This window comes from Polynucleobacter sp. es-EL-1 (assembly GCF_018687975.1).
Taxonomy (GTDB): Bacteria; Pseudomonadota; Gammaproteobacteria; order Burkholderiales; family Burkholderiaceae; genus Polynucleobacter.
Genome location: NZ_CP061310.1, coordinates 307,684 through 332,913, shown reverse-complemented (window position 1 = coordinate 332,913; position 25,230 = coordinate 307,684). Strand labels below are relative to the sequence as shown.

General features: G+C 38.8%; 29 protein-coding genes. 6 read left to right on the top strand and 23 right to left on the bottom strand.

Annotated elements, in window-relative coordinates:
* Nucleotides 1-55 precede the first annotated feature (55 nt).
* Both FD974_RS01795 and yjgA read left to right on the top strand, forming a co-directional pair.
* Entirely contained in the window at nucleotides 56-373 is a 318-nt protein-coding gene (locus FD974_RS01795) for a helix-turn-helix domain-containing protein (RefSeq protein WP_215365256.1), read from the top strand.
* A 31-nt stretch (nucleotides 374-404) separates the two neighbouring features.
* A complete protein-coding gene (gene yjgA / locus FD974_RS01790) occupies nucleotides 405-932 on the top strand; it encodes a ribosome biogenesis factor YjgA (RefSeq protein ID WP_215365254.1) in 528 nt (175 codons plus the stop codon).
* Between the two features lie 7 nt (nucleotides 933-939).
* Here the strand turns inward: yjgA and FD974_RS01785 are convergent, their stop codons facing one another.
* From FD974_RS01785 to FD974_RS01770, 4 genes are read right to left on the bottom strand one after another with little or no spacing between them, the layout of a single operon-like run.
* Nucleotides 940-1,749 carry an NYN domain-containing protein gene (locus tag FD974_RS01785; RefSeq protein WP_215365252.1) on the bottom strand — a complete coding sequence of 270 codons (810 nt, stop codon included), beginning with the start codon at nucleotides 1,747-1,749 and terminating at the stop codon, nucleotides 940-942.
* A gap of 24 nt (nucleotides 1,750-1,773) precedes the next feature.
* On the bottom strand, nucleotides 1,774-2,859 hold the full coding sequence (locus FD974_RS01780; protein ID WP_251374631.1) for an acyltransferase: 1,086 nt from the start codon (nucleotides 2,857-2,859) through the stop codon (nucleotides 1,774-1,776).
* Nucleotides 2,860-2,917: 58 nt separating this feature from the next.
* The gene (locus tag FD974_RS01775; RefSeq protein ID WP_215365250.1) at nucleotides 2,918-3,097 is read right to left on the bottom strand and encodes a hypothetical protein; all 180 of its coding nucleotides are present in this window, start codon (nucleotides 3,095-3,097) and stop codon (nucleotides 2,918-2,920) included.
* A 33-nt stretch (nucleotides 3,098-3,130) separates the two neighbouring features.
* A complete protein-coding gene (locus FD974_RS01770) occupies nucleotides 3,131-3,709 on the bottom strand; it encodes an HdeD family acid-resistance protein (protein WP_215365248.1) in 579 nt (192 codons plus the stop codon).
* A 98-nt stretch (nucleotides 3,710-3,807) separates the two neighbouring features.
* Between FD974_RS01770 and FD974_RS01765 the strand changes: the two genes are divergently transcribed.
* Together FD974_RS01765 and FD974_RS01760 are read left to right on the top strand one after the other, a co-directional pair.
* Entirely contained in the window at nucleotides 3,808-4,041 is a 234-nt protein-coding gene (locus FD974_RS01765) for a hypothetical protein (protein ID WP_215365246.1), read from the top strand.
* A gap of 97 nt (nucleotides 4,042-4,138) precedes the next feature.
* A complete protein-coding gene (locus FD974_RS01760; protein WP_215365244.1) occupies nucleotides 4,139-5,167 on the top strand; it encodes a calcium:proton antiporter in 1,029 nt (342 codons plus the stop codon).
* Between the two features lie 21 nt (nucleotides 5,168-5,188).
* Here the strand turns inward: FD974_RS01760 and FD974_RS01755 are convergent, their stop codons facing one another.
* Nucleotides 5,189-5,425 (bottom strand): hypothetical protein, encoded by a 237-nt coding sequence (locus tag FD974_RS01755; protein ID WP_215365242.1) that lies wholly within the window; start codon nucleotides 5,423-5,425, stop codon nucleotides 5,189-5,191.
* A gap of 254 nt (nucleotides 5,426-5,679) precedes the next feature.
* Here FD974_RS01755 and FD974_RS01750 point away from each other — a divergent pair, with 254 nt between their 5' ends.
* Nucleotides 5,680-6,759: a glycosyltransferase gene (locus FD974_RS01750; protein ID WP_215365241.1), complete on the top strand. Its 1,080-nt coding sequence runs from the start codon at nucleotides 5,680-5,682 to the stop codon at nucleotides 6,757-6,759.
* Between the two features lie 162 nt (nucleotides 6,760-6,921).
* Here FD974_RS01750 and FD974_RS01745 read toward each other — a convergent pair whose 3' ends face one another.
* Together FD974_RS01745 and FD974_RS01740 are read right to left on the bottom strand one after the other, a co-directional pair.
* Entirely contained in the window at nucleotides 6,922-7,803 is an 882-nt protein-coding gene (locus FD974_RS01745) for a hypothetical protein (protein WP_215365239.1), read from the bottom strand.
* A gap of 3 nt (nucleotides 7,804-7,806) precedes the next feature.
* A complete protein-coding gene (locus tag FD974_RS01740; protein WP_215365237.1) occupies nucleotides 7,807-8,046 on the bottom strand; it encodes a helix-turn-helix transcriptional regulator in 240 nt (79 codons plus the stop codon).
* Nucleotides 8,047-8,127: 81 nt separating this feature from the next.
* Between FD974_RS01740 and FD974_RS01735 the strand changes: the two genes are divergently transcribed.
* The gene (locus FD974_RS01735) at nucleotides 8,128-9,168 is read left to right on the top strand and encodes a site-specific integrase (protein WP_215365235.1); all 1,041 of its coding nucleotides are present in this window, start codon (nucleotides 8,128-8,130) and stop codon (nucleotides 9,166-9,168) included.
* 22 nt (nucleotides 9,169-9,190) lie between these two features.
* Here the strand turns inward: FD974_RS01735 and FD974_RS01730 are convergent, their stop codons facing one another.
* The 16 genes from FD974_RS01730 to FD974_RS01655 form a co-directional block, all read right to left on the bottom strand.
* Nucleotides 9,191-10,192 carry an NAD(P)-dependent oxidoreductase gene (locus FD974_RS01730; protein ID WP_215365233.1) on the bottom strand — a complete coding sequence of 334 codons (1,002 nt, stop codon included), beginning with the start codon at nucleotides 10,190-10,192 and terminating at the stop codon, nucleotides 9,191-9,193.
* An 89-nt stretch (nucleotides 10,193-10,281) separates the two neighbouring features.
* Complete coding sequence (locus FD974_RS01725) at nucleotides 10,282-11,427, bottom strand: glycosyltransferase family 9 protein (RefSeq protein WP_215365231.1); 1,146 nt, start codon at nucleotides 11,425-11,427, stop codon at nucleotides 10,282-10,284.
* Nucleotides 11,399-12,343 carry a hypothetical protein gene (locus FD974_RS01720; RefSeq protein ID WP_215365229.1) on the bottom strand — a complete coding sequence of 315 codons (945 nt, stop codon included), beginning with the start codon at nucleotides 12,341-12,343 and terminating at the stop codon, nucleotides 11,399-11,401. The genes FD974_RS01725 and FD974_RS01720 overlap by 29 nt, the downstream gene beginning before the upstream one ends.
* Nucleotides 12,344-12,693: 350 nt before the next feature.
* Complete coding sequence (locus tag FD974_RS01715; protein WP_215365227.1) at nucleotides 12,694-13,689, bottom strand: hypothetical protein; 996 nt, start codon at nucleotides 13,687-13,689, stop codon at nucleotides 12,694-12,696.
* Between the two features lie 8 nt (nucleotides 13,690-13,697).
* Nucleotides 13,698-14,360: an FkbM family methyltransferase gene (locus tag FD974_RS01710; protein WP_215365225.1), complete on the bottom strand. Its 663-nt coding sequence runs from the start codon at nucleotides 14,358-14,360 to the stop codon at nucleotides 13,698-13,700.
* Between the two features lie 58 nt (nucleotides 14,361-14,418).
* Complete coding sequence (locus tag FD974_RS01705; RefSeq protein WP_215365223.1) at nucleotides 14,419-15,492, bottom strand: glycosyltransferase family 1 protein; 1,074 nt, start codon at nucleotides 15,490-15,492, stop codon at nucleotides 14,419-14,421.
* Nucleotides 15,493-15,515: 23 nt separating this feature from the next.
* Complete coding sequence (locus tag FD974_RS01700) at nucleotides 15,516-16,529, bottom strand: glycosyltransferase family 2 protein (RefSeq protein WP_215365221.1); 1,014 nt, start codon at nucleotides 16,527-16,529, stop codon at nucleotides 15,516-15,518.
* Complete coding sequence (locus FD974_RS01695) at nucleotides 16,526-17,854, bottom strand: hypothetical protein (protein WP_215365220.1); 1,329 nt, start codon at nucleotides 17,852-17,854, stop codon at nucleotides 16,526-16,528. The genes FD974_RS01700 and FD974_RS01695 overlap by 4 nt, the downstream gene beginning before the upstream one ends.
* A gap of 93 nt (nucleotides 17,855-17,947) precedes the next feature.
* On the bottom strand, nucleotides 17,948-18,874 hold the full coding sequence (locus tag FD974_RS01690; protein WP_215365218.1) for a transketolase family protein: 927 nt from the start codon (nucleotides 18,872-18,874) through the stop codon (nucleotides 17,948-17,950).
* On the bottom strand, nucleotides 18,822-19,637 hold the full coding sequence (locus FD974_RS01685) for a transketolase (RefSeq protein ID WP_215365216.1): 816 nt from the start codon (nucleotides 19,635-19,637) through the stop codon (nucleotides 18,822-18,824). Before FD974_RS01685 ends, FD974_RS01690 begins: the two co-directional genes overlap by 53 nt.
* Nucleotides 19,634-20,554, bottom strand: a complete 921-nt coding sequence (locus FD974_RS01680) for an NAD(P)-dependent oxidoreductase (protein WP_215365214.1) — start codon at nucleotides 20,552-20,554, stop codon at nucleotides 19,634-19,636. The genes FD974_RS01685 and FD974_RS01680 overlap by 4 nt, the downstream gene beginning before the upstream one ends.
* A gap of 3 nt (nucleotides 20,555-20,557) precedes the next feature.
* The gene (locus FD974_RS01675; protein ID WP_215365212.1) at nucleotides 20,558-21,790 is read right to left on the bottom strand and encodes a methyltransferase domain-containing protein; all 1,233 of its coding nucleotides are present in this window, start codon (nucleotides 21,788-21,790) and stop codon (nucleotides 20,558-20,560) included.
* Entirely contained in the window at nucleotides 21,787-22,866 is a 1,080-nt protein-coding gene (gene rfbG, locus FD974_RS01670) for a CDP-glucose 4,6-dehydratase (protein WP_215365210.1), read from the bottom strand. The genes FD974_RS01675 and rfbG overlap by 4 nt, the downstream gene beginning before the upstream one ends.
* Complete coding sequence (rfbF, locus tag FD974_RS01665; RefSeq protein WP_215365208.1) at nucleotides 22,866-23,639, bottom strand: glucose-1-phosphate cytidylyltransferase; 774 nt, start codon at nucleotides 23,637-23,639, stop codon at nucleotides 22,866-22,868. The genes rfbG and rfbF overlap by 1 nt, the downstream gene beginning before the upstream one ends.
* Before the next feature lie 18 nt (nucleotides 23,640-23,657).
* Nucleotides 23,658-24,458, bottom strand: a complete 801-nt coding sequence (locus FD974_RS01660) for a TylF/MycF family methyltransferase (protein WP_215365206.1) — start codon at nucleotides 24,456-24,458, stop codon at nucleotides 23,658-23,660.
* Nucleotides 24,455-25,225, bottom strand: a complete 771-nt coding sequence (locus FD974_RS01655) for a phytanoyl-CoA dioxygenase family protein (RefSeq protein WP_215365204.1) — start codon at nucleotides 25,223-25,225, stop codon at nucleotides 24,455-24,457. Before FD974_RS01655 ends, FD974_RS01660 begins: the two co-directional genes overlap by 4 nt.
* Nucleotides 25,226-25,230: the final 5 nt, after the last annotated feature.

Genomic DNA, 25,230 nt, shown 5'->3' with positions numbered 1-25,230 from the left:
TCGGGTTGAACTAATATCTTATCAATATAAGCGCTGCTAGCTAAAGAGGGAAATTATGAGCATTGTCCTAACAGCCGAAGATCTATTTGATCAAGTTAAGAAAATGCCCATCAATGAGCGCATCAAATTTTTCTCTTTAGTTGCAATCAATGCTTTCCAAGAGGCCGACTATACGCATGAGCAAGTATTTGGCCACCTCAGAAATGCAAGCTTTTCAGCACAAGAGGCTGCAGAATTTTTAGAGATTTCACTTCCTACGCTACGTAGGCATGTTCAGGCTGGCAGGTTAAAGCCGGCTTCAATCGTAGGTAGGAGTCAGCTATTCTCTAGCGCAGATCTGAAGCTACTAAAACAAAAAATAAACAAAGAATAGCTAAAGACCAATACCCGTCTAAAATAAACCTATGCACGTTAATGAAAAGAACCGGACCCCCAAGAAAGATGATCTTGATGATGGTCCTAGCAAGTCAGAGCTCAAGCGCCAAATGACAGAGCGCCAGAAATTGGCGGAAGTTCTGGCTGCACTCAGTAGCGACGCATTAAAGACTATTCCGCTAGATGAGGCTATTAAAGCTGCGATTGCTGAAACTAACAAAATCAAAAGTTTTGAAGCCATACGTCGCCATAAACAATATCTTGGCAAACTCATGCGCTTTTTGGATGAAGAAGAGTTGGATGCGATTCAGAAGCGCTTGGATGCCATTCAGGGTGTTAGTAAAGCGGAGACCGCCAAGCTCCACCATTTAGAGTCTTATCGTGATCGACTGATCGCCGATGATGCCGCTTTCACCAAAATGATTGAGCAATATCCCGATATGGATATTCAGAATATGCGCACCCTCATTCGCAACGCGCGCAAGGAAAAAGAAAGTAATAAGCCACCTAAGGCTTATCGAGAAATCTTCCGCGTCCTCAAGGATATGGGGATATAAACCCCCCCTACCAAGAGTCAGGCTTTTGGATTTTTGAATTCGGAATCTTAAATGGCAGCTGCGCATTAGCAACATGCGAAACTCCGAGAATCTTTCTCCAGTCGGAGTGTTTTGCTAGATCGCCCGAAATATGTCGATGATTTTTACTTTGAATTGGCGCAACTAAGCCAATTCGCAATTGGGCATGGTGCCTCTTTACCGCCGCTAACGCACCCTCAAGATCAGAATCATTGCTACAAACTACGGCCTGCTCATATGCGCCTGTCCAAGCTCCACTAATGAGATCTGATGCCAAATTAACATCGGTCTTTTTTTCATTAAAGTCATAAACCTGAACTATTTTTAATTCGGGAGCTTCATTAATCGGCCTCACCAATCTTTGGAAGGGTGTTGTCGCTAAAATTTTTCCTTGGATTATTTCCAAGGAATTAGGATACATTTTTGTTAGGGCTTGAAGATATAGCCGTTGTCGTTGGGTTGACATCGGGTCATCCGACATCCTTCCGAGCACAGGCGCCGTGTAATAGCGTACTTGAGTTAATTCTGCATTTTTATCTAAGATGTACTCAGCAAATAACTTAACAATATCCAGCCACTTCAATTTTGAATTTCTGAGCAAGCCGTAATAGAGGTTGTAACCATCAATATAAATAGTAGTTTTGATAATTTTCCCATTCCAGAAAAGACAAAACCACCCGAAGGTGGTCTGTCGCCCAAAAAGCAATCGGATATACCGAACGGTTATTGGGTGAGTCGTGTGCAAATTATACAGCTTTTTGAGGGTGGTAAATTCACCTAACCAGTAAATGGTTTTCAACCCTATAAGATAAAAAATAATCTTCTAAATCTTTAATTTGGTCGATGGAATCTCAACCAAGCGATAGAGGTAATTCGATGCAATTACACTCGCAATCACTACGAGAACCATCATGCCAATTGCCATCGTGCCGTTGGTATGAGCATACAAACCTGAAGCAATGTATATCGTGTTTGCTAGCAAGATAAATGCAAAGTGAATCAAGAAGGCGCAATACGATCTGGGGCTGGCCCAAGCAATCGCTTGTAAGGCTCTTTGTTTTAGGTCGGCGTTATTGGGATTAACAGCGGGATAGCTTGCATTACCCCAGATAAATAAAGCTAGTGCTACACACCATGCCAAAACATTGCGAGCCCATAATTCTTGAAAGGAAGAAATTGCGATCACTGCACCAAGAGCAAATAATAAGAATTTTGCCAATCCTCTGATCTTTGGGTCTGAGTAGTTTTTCGCCAGAAAGGCAAGCATTCCCAGGCTATAGGAGCCTAAAAAGTAAATGAAGTAAGCCTCATATTGGCTCGAGCGATTGAAATACAGTAGCGAGCCAACAGACACAATACTCAGTAGCCAAACTAAAGCTTGATACGAGCTAAAGGACATCAGCAGGATAGCCAATACAGAATAGAGTTGCCAGTCTATCGCTACATACCAAACACCCGCAGAAATAGAATCCAAACCTAAAATACCTTGCAAGAAAAAGAGGTGTGCCACAAATTGCGCCAAGGTTTCTGTTTGCCCTACAAATTCATCGTCAATCCAAAAGCGGGCAAGCCAGGCACAAGCAATGGTGAACACTAGCGCTACCGTATAGGGGGCAAATAAACGTAAATAGCGATTAATAATGATGCGCAAGGCCAGGTTGGCACTAAATTTTTGTTTAGCAAAACGGGTTAGCGATTGGGTGGCCAGATAGCCTGCCATTACCAAGAAGATTTGTACTGCAAACCGGCCATACTCAAATAAATACTCCATAAGCATTGGTAAGGCTAATTTTGCATCTATAGCTATCTGCCCATAACTGGATAGGTGATGCAGAATAATCAGCAAAGCTGCACTCACTTTTAGCAAATCAATCAGAAAAAGTGTCTTATCTTTTTTCAATGCAGTCACTTGCTCGCTTTGACTTAATCCATTGACGAGTAAATGTTGAATGATCTGAGTACAGGATTTATTTTGACTTAGCCTTGCCCATCAAAGAGGCCAGCATCGGATTGCTGCTAGCGAGCTCTTTTTTGGTTTTCGCAATACGCTCTGCAGCACCCGGCTTTGGCGTCTTAGCGGCATTTTTCATACGCTGGGCAGTAGTTAAGGCCAGGTTCTTATAGAGGTCTGTTTTTTTCATTGTCATGATCAATAAATGTTTAAAACATTTCCCCCGATATTATTTAGTCAAAGAACGCGCTGCCAATCCTAGAAACAGCAATGACCAGCCTTGCAATAAAAGCTCAATGGCAATTAATAATCCAGGCAGCCACAAGCTACTCTCTGGATAGCCACTCATAATGAGTACGCCCATCAAAATAGAGATGGCTGAAGACAATACCAACCAAATCCACTCATTAAAGTGACGATGCTGAAATGCTGAAATCAAACGCAGCACACCGGTAACAAAGAAAATAGCCGCTAACCAAAGCGTAATGGCTTCGAGCGCAGGAATCGGAAATGCCCAGGTATATAAACCAGCGGCAATATACAAAACTGCCAACACTACCTGAATTGACACACTCTTCCAGCCAATAGATTTAATGGCATGAGCAAACTGCAATACACCACCCAAAATCAAGAATGCGCCCAGCACATTAATCGTCACAAAAGAAAACAAGGTTTGCCCCGCAATACCAATCATGCCCAGAACAATAAATAAAACACCCATGCCAATGAGAGTACCTGGCACTTTGGCAGCAGCCCCTAAAACAGCGGCGCGGATTTCTTTTACTTGGGTAAGGGACAACTCGGTCATATGGACAGCTTTCAAAAAATAAAAAAGGTAAATACAAATTAGGCTACCCATCTATTATCTCAGGGTTTGACACCAAAACATCCTTTTAGAGCATCTGGATGTTCAAATCAGCCATATTGAGTGAAAACATCATGACCATTATTTTCGGAATCCTAGCAATCTTGCTACCAGTACTAGTTGGCTCTATGGTGTGGAAGCATTTTGATCGCTACTTCGGTCGTAATGATCAGGTCTATATCAACAGCCTAGAGTATTTCCTCAAGAAACTGGGAGCAACCCTATTAAGCGCTTTTGCCCTTCTGTGGATTGGAATGAGTTTGGTATTTAGTTAAACTCAGTAGCAATATGGGCTTACGAGTGAGTGATTAACTATTGACCTCCTGAAAACGTATTTTTGATAACAGGCATATAAAGTAAGCGCCCTAATAAATGGATATCCTGACCCCACTCCTGAATCAAACTTGGTTCATTGCCTTAATGAGTATTACCCTGATTGGGGCAGTCCTCTCAGCAGTTCACCATGCAGAAGTCATTGCTCACAAAACTGGTGAGCCCTACGGAACTTTAGTACTTGCCATTAGTGTGACCATCATTGAAGTCTCTCTCATTATTGCAATGATGTTTGCCGGCCATGAGGGTTCAGAGTTTATTGCGCGTGATGCAGTATTTGCTACCGTCATGATTGTGATGAACGGTGTCATTGGCTTATGCATCTTCATGGGTGGCTTTAAGCATCATGAGATGTCCTTTCGTAATGAAGGTACTAATTCTGCTTTAGCAGTGCTGACTGCTTTAGCCACTTTCATTCTGGTCATGCCGATGGTGACCGTGAGCACCCCTGGGCCAGACTTTACCAAAGGGCAACTCGCATTTGCAGGGGTAGCTTCTTTTGCTTTATATGGAGCCTTTATATTCTTTCAGACGGTCAGCCATCGCGATTATTACCTTCCTAAAGCAGAAGATCAAAAGACCAATAGTGAGACTCATGCAGAAAAGCCCAGCAATCTCAAGACGGGAACCAGCCTGATTTTATTGCTCATTTCCCTTGCAGCAGTTGTTGGCCTTGCTGAAGCCCTCAACCCCGCAATTGAGGCAGGAGTCAAAGCTGCAGGCGCCCCCAAAACGGTAGTTGGTATTGCCATTGCGATGTTGGTGCTTCTACCAGAGGGCTTTGCAGCCGTCAGGGCTGCTAGAGCCAATCGCTTACAAAGCAGTTTGAACTTGGCGCTGGGCTCCGCCTTAGCCAGTATTGGATTGACCATTCCGACGGTGGCGGCCGTTGCCATCTTCTTTAATTTGCCACTAAGTTTGGGTATCAGCAGCCTGAATATGACGCTGATGTACCTATCATTCTTTATTGGTGCATTAACGCTGGCGATTGGTAGAACTACCCTCCTGCAAGGGGTTGTCCATTTGATTATCTTTTTTGAGTTCTTATTCTTAAGTCTAGTACCCTAAACTAGAGAACGATTCATCAATTTAGCGTGGGCAAGCTTTAGCAAACAGGCCAAGCAATTTGTGCAAGATAGGCTCCCATGAAAATGGGTCAGGCTGAGGTGAGCTCTGTAAAGGCTGTGGTGATGACAGCGCACTAGAAACGGCATTGACTACGGCATTATCTTGAGAAGGTTGGCATAGCGCACTAAATGCAATACTCACCACTACAAAAGCGATTAAGAAAATGCCGATAATTAAAATAATCCGATTTCGCATCATTAGGAAAGATTAACAAAGTTTTCAAATATCATAGTGATTTTATTGAACCGAAATCTTCATGATTATCACGGCCTAGTGAAAATAGAGGGGGTTAATACTTGATGCAGCAACAAATCAATTCACCCATCAAGATCTGTGAAAATAGAAAAGTAGAAAAAAGTTAATACCACTTAATACAGAGCTTAGATCAAATAAATCTCCTTGACCCCTCTAATTATTAACCAGATTTCACTTAAAGAATTTATAATTAAACGATGATTGGTCTATTAGCTTCTTTTTTCTTATCTTTTATTGCAACCCTGCTGATTATTCGTTTTCAGAGCCTACATAGCCACCTGTCAGCCGATTCAGACTTATCAGGACCACAAAAATTCCATCAGGTTTCCGTGCCCCGTATTGGTGGTGTAAGTATTGCCATTGGAATCTTTGCATCTACCCTCTCACGATTGCAATCTGATGATGGCCTTACTACCGAAGCCTTGCTCATGATATGCGCAGTACCCGCCTTTGCTATTGGCTTAACCGAAGATCTGACGAAAATAGTAAGCGCCAGGACCAGACTCGCCTTCACTGCAATTGCAGCATTGCTTGCGTGCATCTATCTTGGCGCACAAATTAATAGGCTGGACATTCCTGGAGTTGACTACCTACTGAGCATCTCCTTAATTGCCATTATTTTTACCGTGTTTGCTATTACTGGCCTAGCTAACGCATATAACATTATTGATGGCTTTAATGGCCTTGCCAGCATGGTTGGTGCAATCACCTTAATGGGTCTTGCTTATGTCAGCTTCGCCGTAGGCGATTCAATCATGATGTATTTGAGTTTGGTGATGGCGGCATCCATCCTAGGATTTTTTCTCTGGAATTATCCTAGAGGTCTCATTTTTTTAGGTGATGGTGGCGCCTACCTGATCGGCTTTTGGATTGCTGTTGTGACTGTGATGTTAGTAGCCAGACATGAAAGCATCTCGCCCTGGTTTGCGCTGCTGATCAATGCCTATCCGATTGTCGAAACACTTTTCACCATTTATAGAAGAAAGTTTCGCCAAGGCAAAAGCCCGGGACATCCCGATGGCATTCATCTGCACACACTAATTTATAGGCGAATTCTCAACCCTATTTGTCATGCCCACAAGGATGATCTATTTACCGCCAATGCCAAGACCTCACCCTACTTGTGGGCCCTCACCCTATTTGCCATTGCCCCCGCTCTACTCTGGTGGGACTCGAATGTCATTCAAATTACATTCCTACTGATCTTTATGGTTAGCTACGTCTGGCTTTACAAGAGGATCGTGACCTTCAGGACCCCGGGCTGGATGCGCCCCTAATGATCTAGGTTAAGGCAAATTGGACATTTAACACCAATAAAGAAGCGTGTGATACATGGCATTAGCGGGCGTATTTCCACCCTACCTCATCAATTAGCTGAATCTACAAAACGGACTCATTCTCATTTACGAATACGTCTCATTCGTAAATAGATAAGCACCCTACCCTGCAGTGAGCTGCTTGGCATCCCCATCAGGCAATTGCTCGGTTCGATTCTGAATCCGCCACTCGTGATGCTTGCGGTACTCGTTAACCGTTCGAATCATGGCCCGGTTGAGGTCATCACTGGCACGCTGCACTCCACCCAACTGCATCATCTTGAGGAGACGCTCTTGTCGAATCTGAATAACGCCCTCCTCGATCTGCTCGCGGAATTTAACGCACTGCAAGCCGCCCTGATAGTACGGCAACATTCTCTTGACAGAGTTCGGGACAAGATATTTGCTGGATAGATCATCAAACAAAATAACCGTTGTCACAATCTCCTCAAGGCTGGGCTCAACATCGGCTTGGGATGTGTGCCGGTAGTAATCCGCCAAGACTGAATCGTAGGCAAAAGGGAAATCCTTCTTAATCAGTCCTAACTGTTCAGCGTTCATATTTAAATTGCGATGCGGCTTTAGTAGCCCAATAAGCCTAGCGAGACTTTCGGCCCCCTTCCCACTTAGCACCCCATTGTCGACCCAGAACCGGTGGGTCATATCTGTAAACAGAGTGTTAATGGAAAGAAACTCTTCCACAGTAATTTGTGCTGCCAACTGGCGCGCGCAGAAGTCATGCTCTAACCTTTCGAGTCGGAGCTTCTTCCAGGTGATGACAGCCATCTCGCGGACCAACATCATCTCCACCGCGTCCTTGGGATAGAAGTCCTTCTGAAATTGCTCAACCAACTGGTCGAACTCCTGCTGACTCTCGTTGGGCAACACAATCTGTTTTGAATAAGTACCCGTCTTTAAGGAATTGCGAGAAGCAATCTTTTTGCCTTCATCTGTTTTTGGACCGCCCAATGGCTTGGCTTTTGTAATGGATGAGGATTTGGTCATTACTTAGCCTTTAATAAATAACCGAACGCCTGGACCATCGTCGGGACTGCCAATGAATGCGATACCTGCTTTTTCAAATGCTTTTTGGACAGCCTCAAATGTCTTGATATTTCCACCTGGAATACCAGTGGCGGACTCTAGGCGCATTAGCGCAGAAATTCCCACACCAGAACGATCAGAAAGTGTCTGGCGAGACCAGTCAAGCAACGCTCTTGCAGCACGAATTTGAGCGCTTGTAATCAAATTAATTATATCCTATAATGAATTAAATTGTTTCTTTATTAAACTAATTTTTTATTAAATTGAACAAAAGAGGTTCAAAATATGCTTAATAATCAAGATTCTGCACAATTAGGCCCCAAAAGTCCAGTCAAAAGAAAGCTTAAGCTCGTTGACCTTACCAGACATAGCCAACAACAAGCTACTTCTTCCTCAGACATTAATCGAGCAATCAAACTACTACAAGAAACCATTATCAAAATTGAAGGCGCGTATGCGCCCTCTACCATTCGAGCTTATCGTGCAGACTTTAATGATTTCATCCAATATTGCGTAGACAGAAATGCAAATGCCCTACCATCCCATCCAAACTCAATTGTTCAGTACATATCCAATTTAACAGCTAGCGGCAGATCTTCTGCAAGTATCAGGCGAGCCTTGTGTGGGTTATCTGCGATTCATAAACTCAATCGATTCGATGATCCAACTAAGGATCCAGATGTCGCCCTTGAAATGAGAAGGATGCATCGTAAGCTAGGACGCTCCTCAAATCAAGCTAGTGGCATTAATACAGATGTCCTAGAAAAATTTCTGATAGCTACCGATGACTCCATTAGGGGGATTCGAGATCGTGCATTATTACTGGTGGCCTATGACACATTATGCAGACGTAGTGAATTGGTATCACTTCGGGTCAAGGATATAAAAATCAACGTTAAGAATGGCAATGAGACCTCATCCATTCTTTTAAGAAAAAGTAAAACGGATCAAGACTCCAAAGGGAAATGGTTGCATCTTGGTCAAAGAGCCCACCTAGCATTGATGGATTGGATAAAAGAGCTTCCCAAAGCCCAGGAATACCTCATGGTCGGCATTGATCGTGGTGGTAGCATTTGTGGTAGCGGTCTAAATTCTGGTCAGATCAATCGCATCTACAAGAAGATCGCCAGAAATGCCGGACTAGATGAATCCTCCGTTAAGGGGATCAGCGGTCACTCTATGCGAGTGGGCGCGGCTCAAGATTTATTAAATTCCGGCGCAAGCATGCCGATTATTATGCAGCGTGGAAGATGGTCAAAAACCGATACAGTTATGAGATATTTAGAGCTTGGAAATTGCCAAGCTGATTCTCTCGTCAACAATTAAACGGGAAGAACTAGCGCAATCACTATTCAGAATAAAAAACCTGCTCAATTTTGTGGTCTTCAATAAACTCAAAACGGACTGTCTTTTCAATCGCATCCATTAAAGTCACGGGAGGAATAAAGCCAGTCGACTCAACAGCTGACTCATATACCGAATTAGCGCAAAACTTTTTAACTCTGATTGTGCTTATAGGAAATTTTTTACCAATAATCTTTGCAACTAGATCAAAACAAGATCCAATTAAAAGACCAACAGAAAATGGCAGCCTAAATTTAATATCGGAAGACATACCTAATAATTTATTAACATGCTTAACTAGAGCATTCATTGTGAAATCAGGCTTATCAATATAGTTATAGATATGTACACCAGGCTTGAAATCTAATGAGTATTCTAAAAATGCCGCAACATTCTCAACATAGGCCATTGATTTTCGGTTCAGACCATCACCAATCATTATAAATTTACCCGAGGCAATTTGCCTTAGCAAATTAAAAACATTGCCACGATTTCTTTCACCAAATACTACTGTCGGGCGAATAATTACCAGGGTCCGCTTATGAGGATCTTCGGCTTGCCATTTTTTGTATACTTGCTCAGCCTCCCACTTAGTGCGGCCATAGGCGTTAAAGGGTGCAATCGCTCCTGATTCATCTGTTCCCAGGAGAGCAAAGCCATACACCGCCACTGAACTGGTAAATATTATTTTATTAACGCCTTTGGACCGAGCTAAATCACAGACATTCATTGCCCCCTGAACATTTGTCTGGTCATATAAAACTTTTGGAGAAACATCATCGCGATGTTCAGCTGCTAAATTCACTATTACTGAGTTAGGGAATACTTCAGCATGAACCTGCAATGCATTCCGAACATCAGCAATAAATGTCTTACCAGGGTACTTAATACTTCGCGATTTATCAATAATCAAAAAATGATGGCATTTAGAATCCAACCGATCTGCAAGACGAGTTCCAATGAAGCCACTCCCACCAAATAAAAAAATACCTCCAACTTTATTCATAATATGCCTCAGTCAATGAAGAATATTTCATAGAATGAAAAAAAGAAAATTGATTTAAGAAATAGGAAATTACTACAAGAGAAATAATCTTATATTTCATATTTAATTGCATCCTGGAAAACAGCAAGAACCTGGGATACCGTAATTTGATTTATGCATGCAACGTCGTTTCGCGCGCATACGGTTGCAACCTGCCCCAAATGCCCACGCAAACAAGGGCGACATTCCAACGATGAAATTTCAATATGTCTTGACCTTGGGTTGATTGAACCCCATTTAGAATAAAGACTGGGACCAAAAATCCCCAAGGTACGCGCACCCTGAGAGTCGGCCAAATGAAAAAGTCCGCCATCATTCCCCACAAACATACTAGTGTGATGCCGAAGAATCCATGCCCATTCAGTTAAAGACCATTTACCAATCCAATCAATAGATTTTTTGGAACTAGACAAGATGGTCTTCAAATCAATTTCATCCGCGCCACCAGCAAATACAACAGTGAATTTCTCAGATAGAAAATTAGATAATTCAATATAGTTACTTGCACTCCATCTTCTGATTTTTGCATTACTTCCTGAGCCTGGATAGAGAACAATTAGGGGCTTAGTTTGCAAATCAAGATTAAGTATCGCGTTTTTTAAGAAATCAGTTGGTTGATAGTTATCTGTCAACTCAAGACAATCTGCATGAAAACTAACATCAGAATTATTTCTTGGGACTGGAATCTCATCGAATAGCAACTTGAATTGTAATATCTCATTAAGAAGAGGGTCATAAGAAATACTATGAGAAAAATTTGACCCTTTAATTGGCGTTGAAAATCCAACGCTGCGCCTTGAAAATAAAGCAATCAACTCAGATAGCGCGTAGTATTGATCACAGTCGATCACCAAATCATATTTTTTTATTTTAAAAATCAGAGATGGCAAAAAAATTAGTGCGCGAAAAATATTCAAAGGAAAGATAATAATTTCATGAATAAATTTAATTTCACTGAAAGTTTTTGGGGATGATCGTCCTGTGGTTAACCAATCAATTTTGCAGTCAGGAAAAGATTTTGAAAAGTACCTCAAAGAAGGGATCAAACATAATGAATCCCCAAAGGCAGATAACTTTATAATCAAAATTTGGTCAGGAAGAATTACATCATCCGATTTTTTTGTCTTAAAAACTTGTATTTTATTAATTACACTTCTTAAGAAATTGTCAAACAATTTTAATTTTTTTATATTCATCTAAATTTTTTAATGACATTAAAAGGCCTAATAACACCCAAAAGATTCCGTAGGTATAACTCATTCCGGATACCACATCAAGTAGCAACAAGGTGATGTTAGCAAGAAGTATTGAAAGATAAAAGATATACAACTTTCGAGATTTTAATTTAATTTTTATTATTATTTTATAAGAAGAATATAGCGTAAAAAATATAAATGCAAAGTAAAAAGTGGCGCCAAATAACCCAAAGTTTGAGTACATTTTTACAAAAAGATCATGTACAGTAAGCATCCCAGGGCCAACACCCAAAAATGGACTTTCGAGAAAATTTTCAACGCCTATCAAAACAGTATTTAATCTATCCCCACCACTACCGATAGTAAATTTTTCAAAAACTAACTCATTCAAAACAATGTAGAATGGCTCGCTATAAAGCAGCATAAAGGCAAAGGCAAGCACAAAAATACTAAGGACTTTAGCAATAAATGATGGTCTAGCTGTAAATAAAAAAATTAAATACAACATAAAAAGACCGAAGAATCCTAGTGTAGATGTCGATAAAATAGTAACTACTACCAAAAAAATTAGATAGAAATAAGTTGCTGCCCTACTAGTAAGATGGAATCGAAAATTCCAAAAAATATATAGAATTACGATCATGGGTATAGTGCTACGCACTAAATATGAGGGTTCTGTTGCAACAGAGCTAACTCTAGGAATGGTCCCATCCAAAAGTGTGCTCACATACCCCAATGCTGCAACCCCAATGCTATTGTTAAATAAAAACGCTGGATATTCCAAATCAAGAATATGCAATAAGAAGTGTAATATTCCCCAAAGTGCAGCAAAGGCTCCACCTAACAAAAAATAACGAAGCGAATCAATAAGTTTTTTCTCGCTATTAACGCAAGATGCAATGCAAATCATAGTCATAAAGCCCAATGTTAGATGCATTAATTGCGCAATGGATGTAAAACTTGATCCAGAGTTTATTGTTGAAATTATTTCAAAAAATATGAATAGAAAAAATGTGGCTCCCTGAAAGGTGTAGTTACAATAAAATCTTATTAGAAAATTGGGCTTAAAAATTATTCTATTAAAGATTAGCAGGATTGCAAAAAAATGATATGGCTGCAAACCGAACTGTATCAACTTAAAGTTGATTGCCGCTGTAGCAGAAAATATAGAAAAAAATACAACCAAGTTACATAAATGTAATGGTCTAAAGAACAGAAAAGGGGCAGACAATAGGCATAAATATCCTACGAGTGTTATACCCATATTCAATGCAAAGACCGATAAACTTCGGAATGCTTTTTTGCTATGCTGAACCAGCTCCTCTGAGCAAGGTATTTCTCAAAAACGCCATTGCTTATCCAAAAATTTTTGGATAACAATAATTTTTGAATAATATCTACCGCCTCACACTGATTTGAATATAAATGTACAGTTTCCTTCAACTCATCAGTAACAAAACCTCCATCTGTAGTGACCACTTGAAGGGAGTGATTAAGGGATGCTAGAAATGTACCCCTTCTCTCTGAAATACCATCTGGATAAGGCAAGAGCATTAAAGTGCTTGCTTGTAATAACTGAGATACTTTTTCTTCTGATGACTCCGTATAAAAACTAATAAATTGATATTGTTTTCTAATACCATCCAACCACATCTCATGTCCAGCAACTACATTTCCTATGACTGCAAAATTCAAATTATTTGTATTTAAATTTTTAACTATATTAATAAAATCTTCGAGACCCTTATTGGGCATTAAAAGCCCAAAATAAGTTACATCAAATAGTTTGCGATTATCACATCTAGGGTAAGTATTAGAAATTCCAGTACCTATTGGAATAATTACACTTTTTTTATTTAATACTTTTGGCATTTGATTTTTTTCATATATACTTGTATAAACAATATGATCTGATAAAAATGCCAAAAATAAAATAATATATTTTCTAAGCTTGTGTGCTTGAGAATATTCATGAATTGTTAAAATTATTTTTTTGTAAAAAAATAATTTGTTAAATACCAAAGATATTATAGGTGTAAAAGATTTTCTCCATGCAAGCATTGGATATTGAACATGAATCATAGTAATGTTAATATTTTTTAGTACTTTTAAAAAATCTCCTAGATTATTAACGAATATTATCTCCATATTATTTTCAAGCGAAAAATAATTTTTATACAGTTTCAAGGTATAGTCTTCAACGCCACATCGCCCCTCACCGAGCACCGAACATATAAGAGCGATTTTTGAATTGCTATTCATGCAGGAGTTTATATAGGTAAGAAAAAGAAATTATTAATATATGATGAGTTATTAACATTATTTAAAAATGGTGTTTGATTATTTTCAACAGAAAAATTTTTTATTGATATTAGTTTTAAATTATTAAGCCAATATCCAGAATATCCAATCGATGATAAAAAATTAAAAACCTCAATAATATTTCTCGTCTGATGCCTTTGCTCGATTTCTACTAGCAATAAAGGTTTATTCCTTTTTAAAGTTTCAATTGCGCCCTCAAGGACCTCATACTCATGCCCTTCAACATCAATCTTTATAAAATCAACATTTGAAAAATCATAATAATCTAATCTATTAATAGGAATGATATTTTCTATAGAGTTTTCTATGGGTCTTAATGAAGCAAATGCATCTATTGGCATTTTATTCGGATCAAGTGGAGTATATATTTTAGTCATACCAACTGTATTAGATAAGCCATAATTAAACAACTTAATATTTTTAATTTCTGCATCTTTAATTATATCTATACACCACTTTTGAGGCTCAAAGACAATCACCTCATTGAAAATTTTCGAAAGATGAAAAGCATAAACTCCGCGATTAGCACCAACATCAATCGCAACACGTGCATCTTTTATAAGATTTGAAATATGTTTCAACTCTTTATCTAATCTATTTGTATATTTCAAATACCAATAATATAGAGGTAATATATATTTTCTTGGTATATATTTGAAAATTATTTTTCTATTTAAAATCATTATTAAAAACTTTTATATATTCATTTAGATGGAGTTTTGCACAATTTTTCCAGGAGTACTTCTTAACTCTCTCATACCCCTCTTCAATCAATTTTTTACGGAGCTTATCATCGCCACTAACTATGTTGATTGATTCAGATATCTCATCTTCGTGCAATGGATTAAAGAAATATGCAGCCTTGCCCAATATCTCTGGCAAGGACCCAGAATTAGATGAGGTGACAGGTATACCGTATCTCATTGCCTCCAGTGGTGGAAATCCAAAGCCTTCAGTTAAAGAAGGGAATATAAACATATGAGCATTTCTATATAATTGATCTAACACTTGATCTGATACAAATCCCAATATAAATACACGCTTTCTTTTCATATTTAGTTGACTAGCTAAATTTTTTACATTATCTATATCAGATCCTTCTCCACCAGTAATTACTAAATTTAATTCAGAGGTTTTAGAAAATGCGCCTATTAATCGTGGTAGGTTCTTACTGGGAAAAGCGCCGCCAACAAATAAAACGTATTTACCAAAATTATTTTCATACACATCATTATTTATAGGCAAGCTTCTGCAGCCATGGTAAATTACTGAAATATTATCTTCTTTAGCATGAAAATATTTGACTATATCCTTCTTTGAAAATTCAGATATCGTAATTACTCTGTTTGCAATCTTTGATGAGTTTATATACTGAATTAAACCATATTTACTCCATAATTTATTATATGTTTCAGGCTCTCTCATAAAATTTGCATCATGAATTGTTACTACAGTTTTGCAAAATCGAAAAAAAGGTACTATATTTGCCGGAAAATGAACTAAATCAATTTTTTGACTATAAACTTTTAATGGGATTTTAATATTTAACCAATAGACCTGTATTAGTACATTTAATATTTGTGTAATTATATTTTTGTGTTTAATGGATTTTGGTCCTCTTAGATATATTAATTCTATATTTTGTGGTAGATCTTTTTTGAGTGCTTTTATAAGCTCAAGAACATAAATTGATGTTCCAGTTTTAGTCTTATCTGTAATAGATATATCAATTGCAATTTTCATAATATTTATTAAAATAAATAATTCTATACCTTTTTAATACACCTTAGAATCATGTATTTTTCTAAATTAAAATATAATATGCTAACTATTAAGATTAGGATTCGTAAATATTTTGCAACAATTTCTGGTAAAACTATTAATGGATAAATAAAAATCCAGTATATGTGTCGATGTCCAAAATTATCACCCACACAATTAATCGAATTTATGTTGTAGCCAATATATTTCTTAGTTCTCGCAAAAATAATTGCAGAGGGAAGTACTTTTATAATGATTTCGTTTTCAATAAATCTTTTGCTTATCGGATCGAATTTTACAAGTTCAATATAAATTTTATAAAATCTATCTGCGAAAACTTTGAAATAATCGTAATTACCTGAGTTTCCTTCCTGCTGCGCTATCATATATCTTGTGAAATACAAATTATTTAGACCTAATTGAGAAGACTTTATTATTGGATAAAGGTGGTTAAAGTATGATCCTATATTTTCCATTAAATCTTTTTCATTAATTGCTTCGCTATTAACTATGCAGGCTGAACAAAATCCTGCGTTTATTCCAATTAATCGCAATAGGGCTGAGCTATCGCGTATCTCATGGTATTGTTTTTTAGCAAAATACTGAATGATTGGCTTTTTTTTAGTATAACTATTTTTAAATCCGTAGAAATTTAAAAATATCAAACCGTAATTTTCGTCTCTCGAAAGCTTATCTATTATTAACTGTATAGACCCATCTAAAAAGACATCATCATCACCGAATACTAAAGTATATTTAGCGCTAGACTTGAGATAGGCTTGAGCAACATTTAAATCAGGGCCAATATTCTCAGGGTTTTTATAGTAATTAAAGATATTTCTATACTTATTCACAAACTCCATTACAACTTCTTGTGTATTGTCTGTTGAATTATTGTCAAATACATTAACCACGATTGAGCATGTTGAGTTCAATTGTTTTTCTATTGAAGAAAGCGCTCTTTTTAAATAATGGGCTCGATTAAAAGTTGGTATTCCAATACATAATATTTTTTTCATTTTTTAAAATTTTTCAGAAGTAGGGCTGTCCACGGAAAACTTATCCCAATAATAATTCCAGTATATGCAGCGATTGTTATTCCAACACTATACTGAGAGGCATAGAAAATTGCCCCAAGTATCATCAACCCACTAACCAGCGAAAGAGTCAACATAGGCTCCTGTTTATGAGCTCTCATAAAATTTGCAGCTGTAAAAATATAGTTATTAACTGCTGCTACGAGCGCCATACATACAAGCATAGAGAAACGTGGAAGTCGATCAACTATAGATGCAGAAAAATAGTTCAAAGCCAGCAAGGTAATTAAAAAAGCACCTAAAATTAGTATTATAAATATCTCTGAACTTTTCAAAACCCTATCAAATAAATTTATAAGTTCTACTCTCTTATTATGAGCAATCAACTTAATCATCTGTGGCATTGCTGCTGTTGACCAACTCATTCCTACTAGAGATATTGCATTAAAAATTGAAAATGCAAGTCCCACTCGCCCGGCCTCAACTGCACCTTGGTGCATAAAGATGATTGGTGTTATTGCCTGAAAGGCTAGATACCCCCCCATCCAGCTAAGAGCAATTTTCCATTGCATCGGCAGAATTTCATGACGCCAACTGATAATGATAGGCTCTCCGAGATCCCTATTATCAAAATTTTGTCTCAGATTTATGCCACGCTTATAGATAAAGCACCCACCCAAGAAGGCACTAATTGTGGGCACAACAACTACCACTCCTAGACCAAAATTTATAGTTAAAAGTATCCACATTATTGGATACCCAATCATAGTTTGAATTAAGCGCAGCTGTGCTACTTCACCTACATACCCAACTGCCTCTAAAATTGCCAAATATGGGCTGATATACAAATTTGCAGCACCCATAAATACCAAAAAAACCCAAATATTTAACCATTCAACAGTAAATAACCCAGATTCTCTTTGAAAGAAAAAAACCCCAAAAGAACCTATAAAAATGAAAAATAGTAATGATGCTGTCAAATACCACTTATGAACTAGTATAAGCAAAGCTTGAACGCGTTTAATGGTTCTTCTATCACCCGATAAAAAACCATCACCATCTTTTTTTAAAAATGCAACTTCATGCGCAAAAAATTGCCCTATGACAGTACTGAAGCCCATTTCAAAAAAAGCCTGTAATGCCAATAGACTCAGAAAAGTAAAGTAATATCCTTGCTCTACTCCGGTAAACCAGATTGGAATTAATATCACTGTAATTGCTCCAGCAATAATATTCCAACCACGCTGAATGATTAATTTAAATATATGAATGTCAAGATAGAAATATCGTCGCATAGGTAATTGCATGGCTTTAATTAAATTAGGCCTATTATTGCTAAAGTAATTGAAAGATTTATTACCACTCTTTGTGCTTATCTATGAGATTCAATGAGAAGAGAATTAAAGACAAAGCCCCCCAAAGCGATGCAGGGTTAATTGAGACCCAACTCTTCCACATATCTTGTGACTTAACGCTACTGGTCGAACAATTCCAGCTAACTTTTGGTTCAAAGCAGAAGCCTCTAAAAACCACGACCCAAATCCCCCATCAATCAAATGATCTTCGATTGTTATAACCTCTTTATGCTTAATCAATAAGTCATATTGTGCTGGCTTATCAAACATAGACCACAAAGGCATTGAATAGATGGAATGATTTTTATACCTGTGGCTACCAGCCCACTCCATGGATATTTGCAATGCCGTGCCTGTACTTAAAAGCGCGCAATTGCTACTACCTGATCGTAATTGCACCCAGCCGCCTGGATTAATTATCGGTGGGGCAATGTGGTAACTAACCTCCCCCGATTTCCCCAACCTTAAATATGATGGGCCAGGGTTTTTAATCAAGTAGCGCAAACAGGACCGTACCTCCATAGGATCACCAGGCGCCGCAATGAGCATATTTGGCATTGCCCGAATCAGCGCATAGTCTTGAATCGCATGATGTGAGTAACCTAAGTTTCCATACCCCAATCCACCACCCACTGCCACAACAGTTACGGGAAGCTTATGATAAGCAACATCATTTCTAATTTGTTCCGCACATCTAAATGTTGGGAAATTAGCAATTGAGTAAACAAAAACGTGATAGCCTTCAGACGCCATACCTGCAGCCAAGCCCATCATATTTTGCTCCGCAACACCCGCATTTATAAATCGTTCTGGAAATCTTTCGGCAAATGACTCCACAACAGAATACCCAAGGTCACCCACTACTAGGGCAATTTTATTATTTATCTCGGCTTGTACCAACAGCTCATCTATGAAGGCATTACGCATAATGAGCCTCAATTTCAGCCAGTGCATCTGCAAGCTGTTGATCATTTGGACTCTTGTAATGCCACTCTACTTTATTCTCCATAAAGCCAACTCCTTTACCCTTGGTTGTATGGGCAATCAGAACGGATGGTTTGCCAGTCCTCCAGGGGGTGGCATTCAATGCAGCTTCAATTTGTGACAAGTCATGACCATTAACCTCTCTGACCAAAAATCCAAAAGACTCTAGTTTTCCAACCAATGGTTCGAGGCCAAGCGTATTGGCTACCGTAGCAAGACTCTGTAGCTTGTTGTAATCAATAATTACAATTAAATTATCTAATTGATGATGGGCTGCAAACATAAAAGCCTCCCAGTTACTGCCCTCATCCAATTCACCATCACTCAATAATGCAATAGTGCGCCATGATTTACAGTTCTTTTTTGCCGCTAACGCCTTCCCAACTGCAAATGGCAAACCATGACCCAAAGATCCTGTAGAAAATTCAACGCCACTAACTTTATGGTTGATATGCGTCATTAGAATTGAGTTATCTTTGCCATAATTTTCCAATTCAACAATAGAAAAGAAGTCTCTGAGCGCCAAAGTTGCATAAACAGCAGCAGCAGCATGCCCTTTGCTTAATATAAAACGATCCCGACATTCCCACTTTGGATTGCTTGGCTTAATTCGCATGAATGAACCATATAGGACAGCCAAAATATCGGCGATTGAAAAGCAAGATCCTATATGGGATGCTTTAGCGCGATGCACCATTTTCAATACATGTATACGTATATTCCTAGCCATTTGATTAACATCATTACTCATGAAGCCCCCTTCTTGTGCCATGCGACTGTTTCTTCAATAGCTTGATCTAACTCAAATTTCGGTAGCCAGCCAGTAGCATTATTCAACCTTGAAATATCTGCCTGAAGATGCATAACCTGATCTGGCCGATATTGCACTTCGCCAAATCCAAGCGGTAATTTAGGGTCTATCAAGTCCCTAATTTTTTCTATGATAGTTTTTAACATGTAAGCCTTTCCAGACCCCAAATTAAATACGCCTTCTGCATCCGCAGCATCCAAGACCGATCGTATTGCTGACGCTACATCCTCCACATAAATATAATCCCACATCTGCTCAGCCGCCGTTAACTTTGACTTTTCTTTTTCTATCAAGCATTTAGTTAAATATGGAATAAGCCATTCTGGGTTATCTGTTGGCCCAAATGAAGAAAAAAGTCTAAGCCATGCATGGCGAATTCCATATTCCGCACACAATCTTTCGCTAAGTAGTTGCGCGGCCAATTTTGAGACGCCGTACAAAGTTGTTGGTTTAGTTTGGCAAGATTCATCAATTTTATGTTGGCAAGGTCCATATTCAGCTTGAGAGCCTAGGCCTATAAAAGTGTTCACGCTTAACCTATTTGCCAACTCTACCAGCTCCATGGTTGAGATCACATTACGCCATTGAGAGGGGCTGTTGCGATCACCTCCTAAAACTCCATTCCATGCCAAGTGCACGAAGGCATTAGGCCTAAAATCAAATAACTCAGCCTCAATTATTTCCAACCGATCTAACTCGCCAACAATAACTTGTACTTTTGGCAGCAGATCTTGAATACGCCACGCGTCCCTTGGTTTGCGTAATAGAACGGAAACCTCATACTCACTAGAAGAAAGTAAATTTCTTAAAAAAAATGAGCCAACAAAACCTGATGCACCAGTTAGAAAAACTCTCATCTATTAATTTTTCGCTTCTAGAAAAAAATCAGCCAGTGAAATAATTTTTTCAGGCATATATCCATTTTTAATTAGCTGCTCTTTTATCTCGGTGAAATATCCGAAAGAGAAAACTAAACAATAGGCAGATGCAAATGAAGGCCATTGATCAGGCCCTACAACCGGTATACGTGTTTTTGGAGCAACAAATTTTCCACTTTGATAATTGGAATCAAGTAGAGCTCTAAAACGGCGCGGATTTTCCATTGCGGCCAAGGTCATCACACCTCTACCTCCCGCTCCAAATCCAACAATATCCTCATTGGCAGGAATTGAATTAACCCATTTATTAAGGCGATTAATCATCTCAATAATTCGATCATTTAATGTATCAAGCTGAACATTATGAAAATATTGAGCCGTATAACGCTGAATATTTTTTGAGATCTTTTTAGCAACCAGAATTAGTGAATTACCCCTGACCTCTTCAGAAGGTATAGGGTCAATAGTCAGCACCTCAAACCCCTGGCACTCTACAAATCTTCTAGCATCAGCTGGCGTCATATAAATTGTATGTTCGTGCTCAAATAAGCAATACTCAGTTCGCTCAATGATTTTTTCTAAGTTGTGAACTTCGAAGGCAATGATTCCGCCATCATTTAACATTCCATGCGTTGTCTCAAGATACTCAACCGGATTTCGTACATGATCTAAAGTATAGGAAGAAAGGCAGATATCAAATCGCTCTTCTATCTCTTCTTTGATATGCCTTCCAAATAAATCAACCTGGGTAGGAACCCCAGAATCAATTGCAATCTTGGCCAGGTAATCGCTAGGCTCAATACCCAAAACTCGGGACACCCCTAAATTTAAAAATTGCTGTAATTGAACGCCGTCTCCAGATCCAACTTCAATGACCGATTCTGGATCACATTTATTAATTTCCTTAAAACACTCAATCAAAATCTGAGCATACTTATGCATGAAGTTTTTTGCAAAAGTCGAATGACCGGTGCTGTATTGATAATCTTGGTAGTAGCCTTCGTGATCAAAATCCGTGGGATTTTGCACTAGACCGCAATTCTGACATTCAAAAATATCGACATCATTCAAATATTCCGGTCGATCAAGCTTGTCAGTCAAAATAAAGTCATCTGTCAAAGGCATCTTTTTTAAAGATACAACTGAGTTCGATAGTGATTGAGCGCAATACCTACATCTAAATTTTGCCTGCATCATAATTTCTAATTTTTTCACTTACTGGCTTGGTATTCATTGATCTGCGCAAGACTAACTTCTTGCATATTTTCTTTTGCTTGAAAGGCTTTTTGCCACTCAACAATTTTCCTTGTGCCCGTCTCTAGATTCCATTTGGGAATCCACCCTAGATGCGTACGCGCTTTGGAGCAATCTAACTTCAAGAGGTTAGCTTCATATGGCTGCTCTGAGCCCTCTTTTTCCCAGCGAGCCGTTTCGCCCCAATCAGAAATTAGAAGATCAACCACTTCTTTCACTACGCGATTATCTTCATCCCGTGGTCCAAAATTCCAGCCCGATGCAAAGTCCGAGCCTTGCTCATAAAGCGCTTGGGCCAAAATCAAATAACCCGAAAGGGGTTCCAAAACATGCTGCCAAGGACGGGTTGCCAAAGGATTTCGAATCATCAAAGGCTTGTTTGCCTCAAACGCTTTAATGGCATCGGGAATTAAACGATCTTCAGACCAATCCCCACCACCGATCACGTTACCCGCTCTAGCAGAGGCAACCCTATTGGTTGAATTGGGACTTGAAAAATAAGACTGGCGATAGGCTGAGGTTACTAACTCTGCACAGCCTTTGCTATTGCTATAAGGATCAAACCCGCCCATGGGCTCATTCTCGCGGTAACCCCAAACCCACTCTTTATTTTCATAGCACTTGTCTGTAGTTACTATCACCGTAGACCGCACCGACTCAATACTTCGTGTACTCTCTAAAACATGTACAGTGCCCATGACATTTGTGGCATAGGTCTCGACTGGATTGGTGTAGGAATAGCGTACCAAAGGCTGAGCTGCCATATGAATCACTACGTCAGGCGCCGCCTCTGACATAGCTTTTTTCAAAACAGTTAATTCACGAATATCTGCGATATTCGATTTCTCAATCAGAGAATCAATCGCCAATACATCAAATAAGTTGGGTGTTGTATTAGGCGCCAATGCATAACCCGTAGCCTTTGCACCCATGGAGGCAAGCCAGAGTGATAGCCAACTACCTTTAAATCCAGTATGACCCGTTAAAAAGACTTTCTTGCCCTTCCAAAAAATGGGATCGACATGCGCTGCTTTCATTACCACGTCTTCCAAGGGGCATTACCAGAAGACCAAAGCTCTTCAAGGTAATTTTTATCACGCAGCGTATCCATTGGTTGCCAAAATCCATGATGCTGATACGCCATCATTTCTGACTGCTGAGCCAAAGTCTCTAAAGGCTCGTGCTCCCAGATAGCGGAGTCGTCCTTAATGAGGTTAATCACCTCAGGAGATAACACAAAGAAACCCCCATTGATCATTCCACCATCGCCCTTAGGCTTCTCTTTAAAAGAGGTAATTTGATAATCAGTATGAATATCAATTGCCCCAAATCGACCAGGCGGATATACAGCTGTTAAGGTCGCTTTTTTACCGTGACTCTTATGAAAATTAATGAGCTCAGTGATATTGACATCGCTCACGCCATCACCATAGGTAAAGCAAAAAGCCTCTTCATCTTTAACATACTTGGCAACACGCTTTAGGCGCCCACCCGTCATCGTATCCATACCTGTATCGATCAAAGTAATCTTCCATGGCTCCGCATAACGATGATGCACTTCCATCTTGTTATGTGCCATATCAAAGGTCACGTCAGACATATGCAAAAAGTAATTCGCAAAATATTCTTTGATAACATAACCTTTGTAGCCACAGCAAATGACAAAATCATTTACACCATGAGCAGAGTAGAGCTTAAGAATGTGCCATAGAATCGGCATATCGCCAATCTCAATCATTGGCTTAGGCTTGTTTTCAGTTTCCTCTGAAATTCGTGTACCCAAACCACCTGCAAGAATGACTGCTTTCATAATTCACCATTCATACTTTTACTCTCCAAAGACAGTCCAGGCACAATAGCTTTGATGTGGAAATCTTCTTAAGGTGAGGTTATTTAAACCCAAAATTTCTTGAACAGCCGTAGTTTCACCAGGGAAGTGGGCACAATTAAGCTCATCAAAAACCAGCAACGAACCTTTGGTTAGACGCGGTATGATTTTTTCTAATACATCCCTGGTTGGTTGATAAATATCCATATCAAAAATAGCCATTGCAACAATTGCATGGGGATTATTGTCAATCCAGCAATTGATCGTTTTTGATGCGTCACCCTTGATAAGCTCAAATTTTTTAATGTGGTTAATTGGAGAAAACTGTTCATGTATCCCCAATATCTCATCTAGGAGATCCTCATAACCATCGAACGATTTGTAGTCCCCCTCCTTAGCAAACATGCCATCTTTAGGATCTACCTCTGGAAAACCTTCAAATGTATCAAACCCAAAAATTTTTCTTGATACGTTATAGGGCTCATACATACCCCGAAAATTTTCCAATAAGGCCATAGTAGCGCCCCACTGAACACCAAACTCACAAATTACCCCTGGAACTTGAATAATTTTTTGATACAACTCGTGGTAATAAATAACCCTACTGATGGCCATTCGTTTTAAGGAAACTAAGCTGTGAACCCCCCAATTTCCGCCATATTTTGGTAAAAGCTCTTTTTGAATTGCTAACAATCTTGAATCTAATTTGTTTTCAAAATTAGATCGGCTGGTCATTTCGCCATTAAATAATTTATGCGTTTTTAATTCAATGGATTGAGCTTCGAGTTCTTCTGGATTCATTTATTTTTAATGATTAGGTTTTCATTGGAAGACTGGTAGGCGTCTGCAATTGCATCAAAGAAATTGCCGTCATACCAGCGTGATTGAATGGCGAGCCGAGTTGCTTTCGAAGAGTTTACGCCCGATTTATGTAAAAGCTTAGAGTGAAAAACTACTCCTTGCCTTAATTTTAGCGGCACCCTGATCTCAGGCAAAATACGAATAATTTCCTCTATATCCTTTATTTTAAAATAATCTGCAGAATTTCCAGAGGTAAGCGCATTCATATTGGTATATACATTTCTAGGATGCAGATGAGAAGCGGGAATAATATGAAGACACCCATTCTCGTTATCAACATCCTGCAATGGAATCCAATAGATTAATGAATTTACAGAGCTTCCGTTATAAGACCAATCATCATGCCAGGGATAAAGAAACTTACTTTCCCCTGGATGATCGGCTCTTATATTCATCTGGGAAGGAGCCGACAACACAAAATCAGTATCAAGCAAAAATTTTGCGATTGATTCCAGTCTTTCCGAGTAAAAAAATCTATTGGCAACTGGTAATTTAATCAGTGCATCAAAGACTTTTGAGGCAAGAGGCCTATCATTGTTAGCAAGAAATAGAAATGGATTATCTCCATAATCTGTATTTGCTACAAGATTTTTAGCTAAGGTATCAATACCTTCTTTAATCTCATGAATTTCCTTGTTGGAGATAATATCCTCAAGAAGCAAATATCCATCTCTCTTAAATTGAGCAAGACAATCCTGATTCATCATTCTTT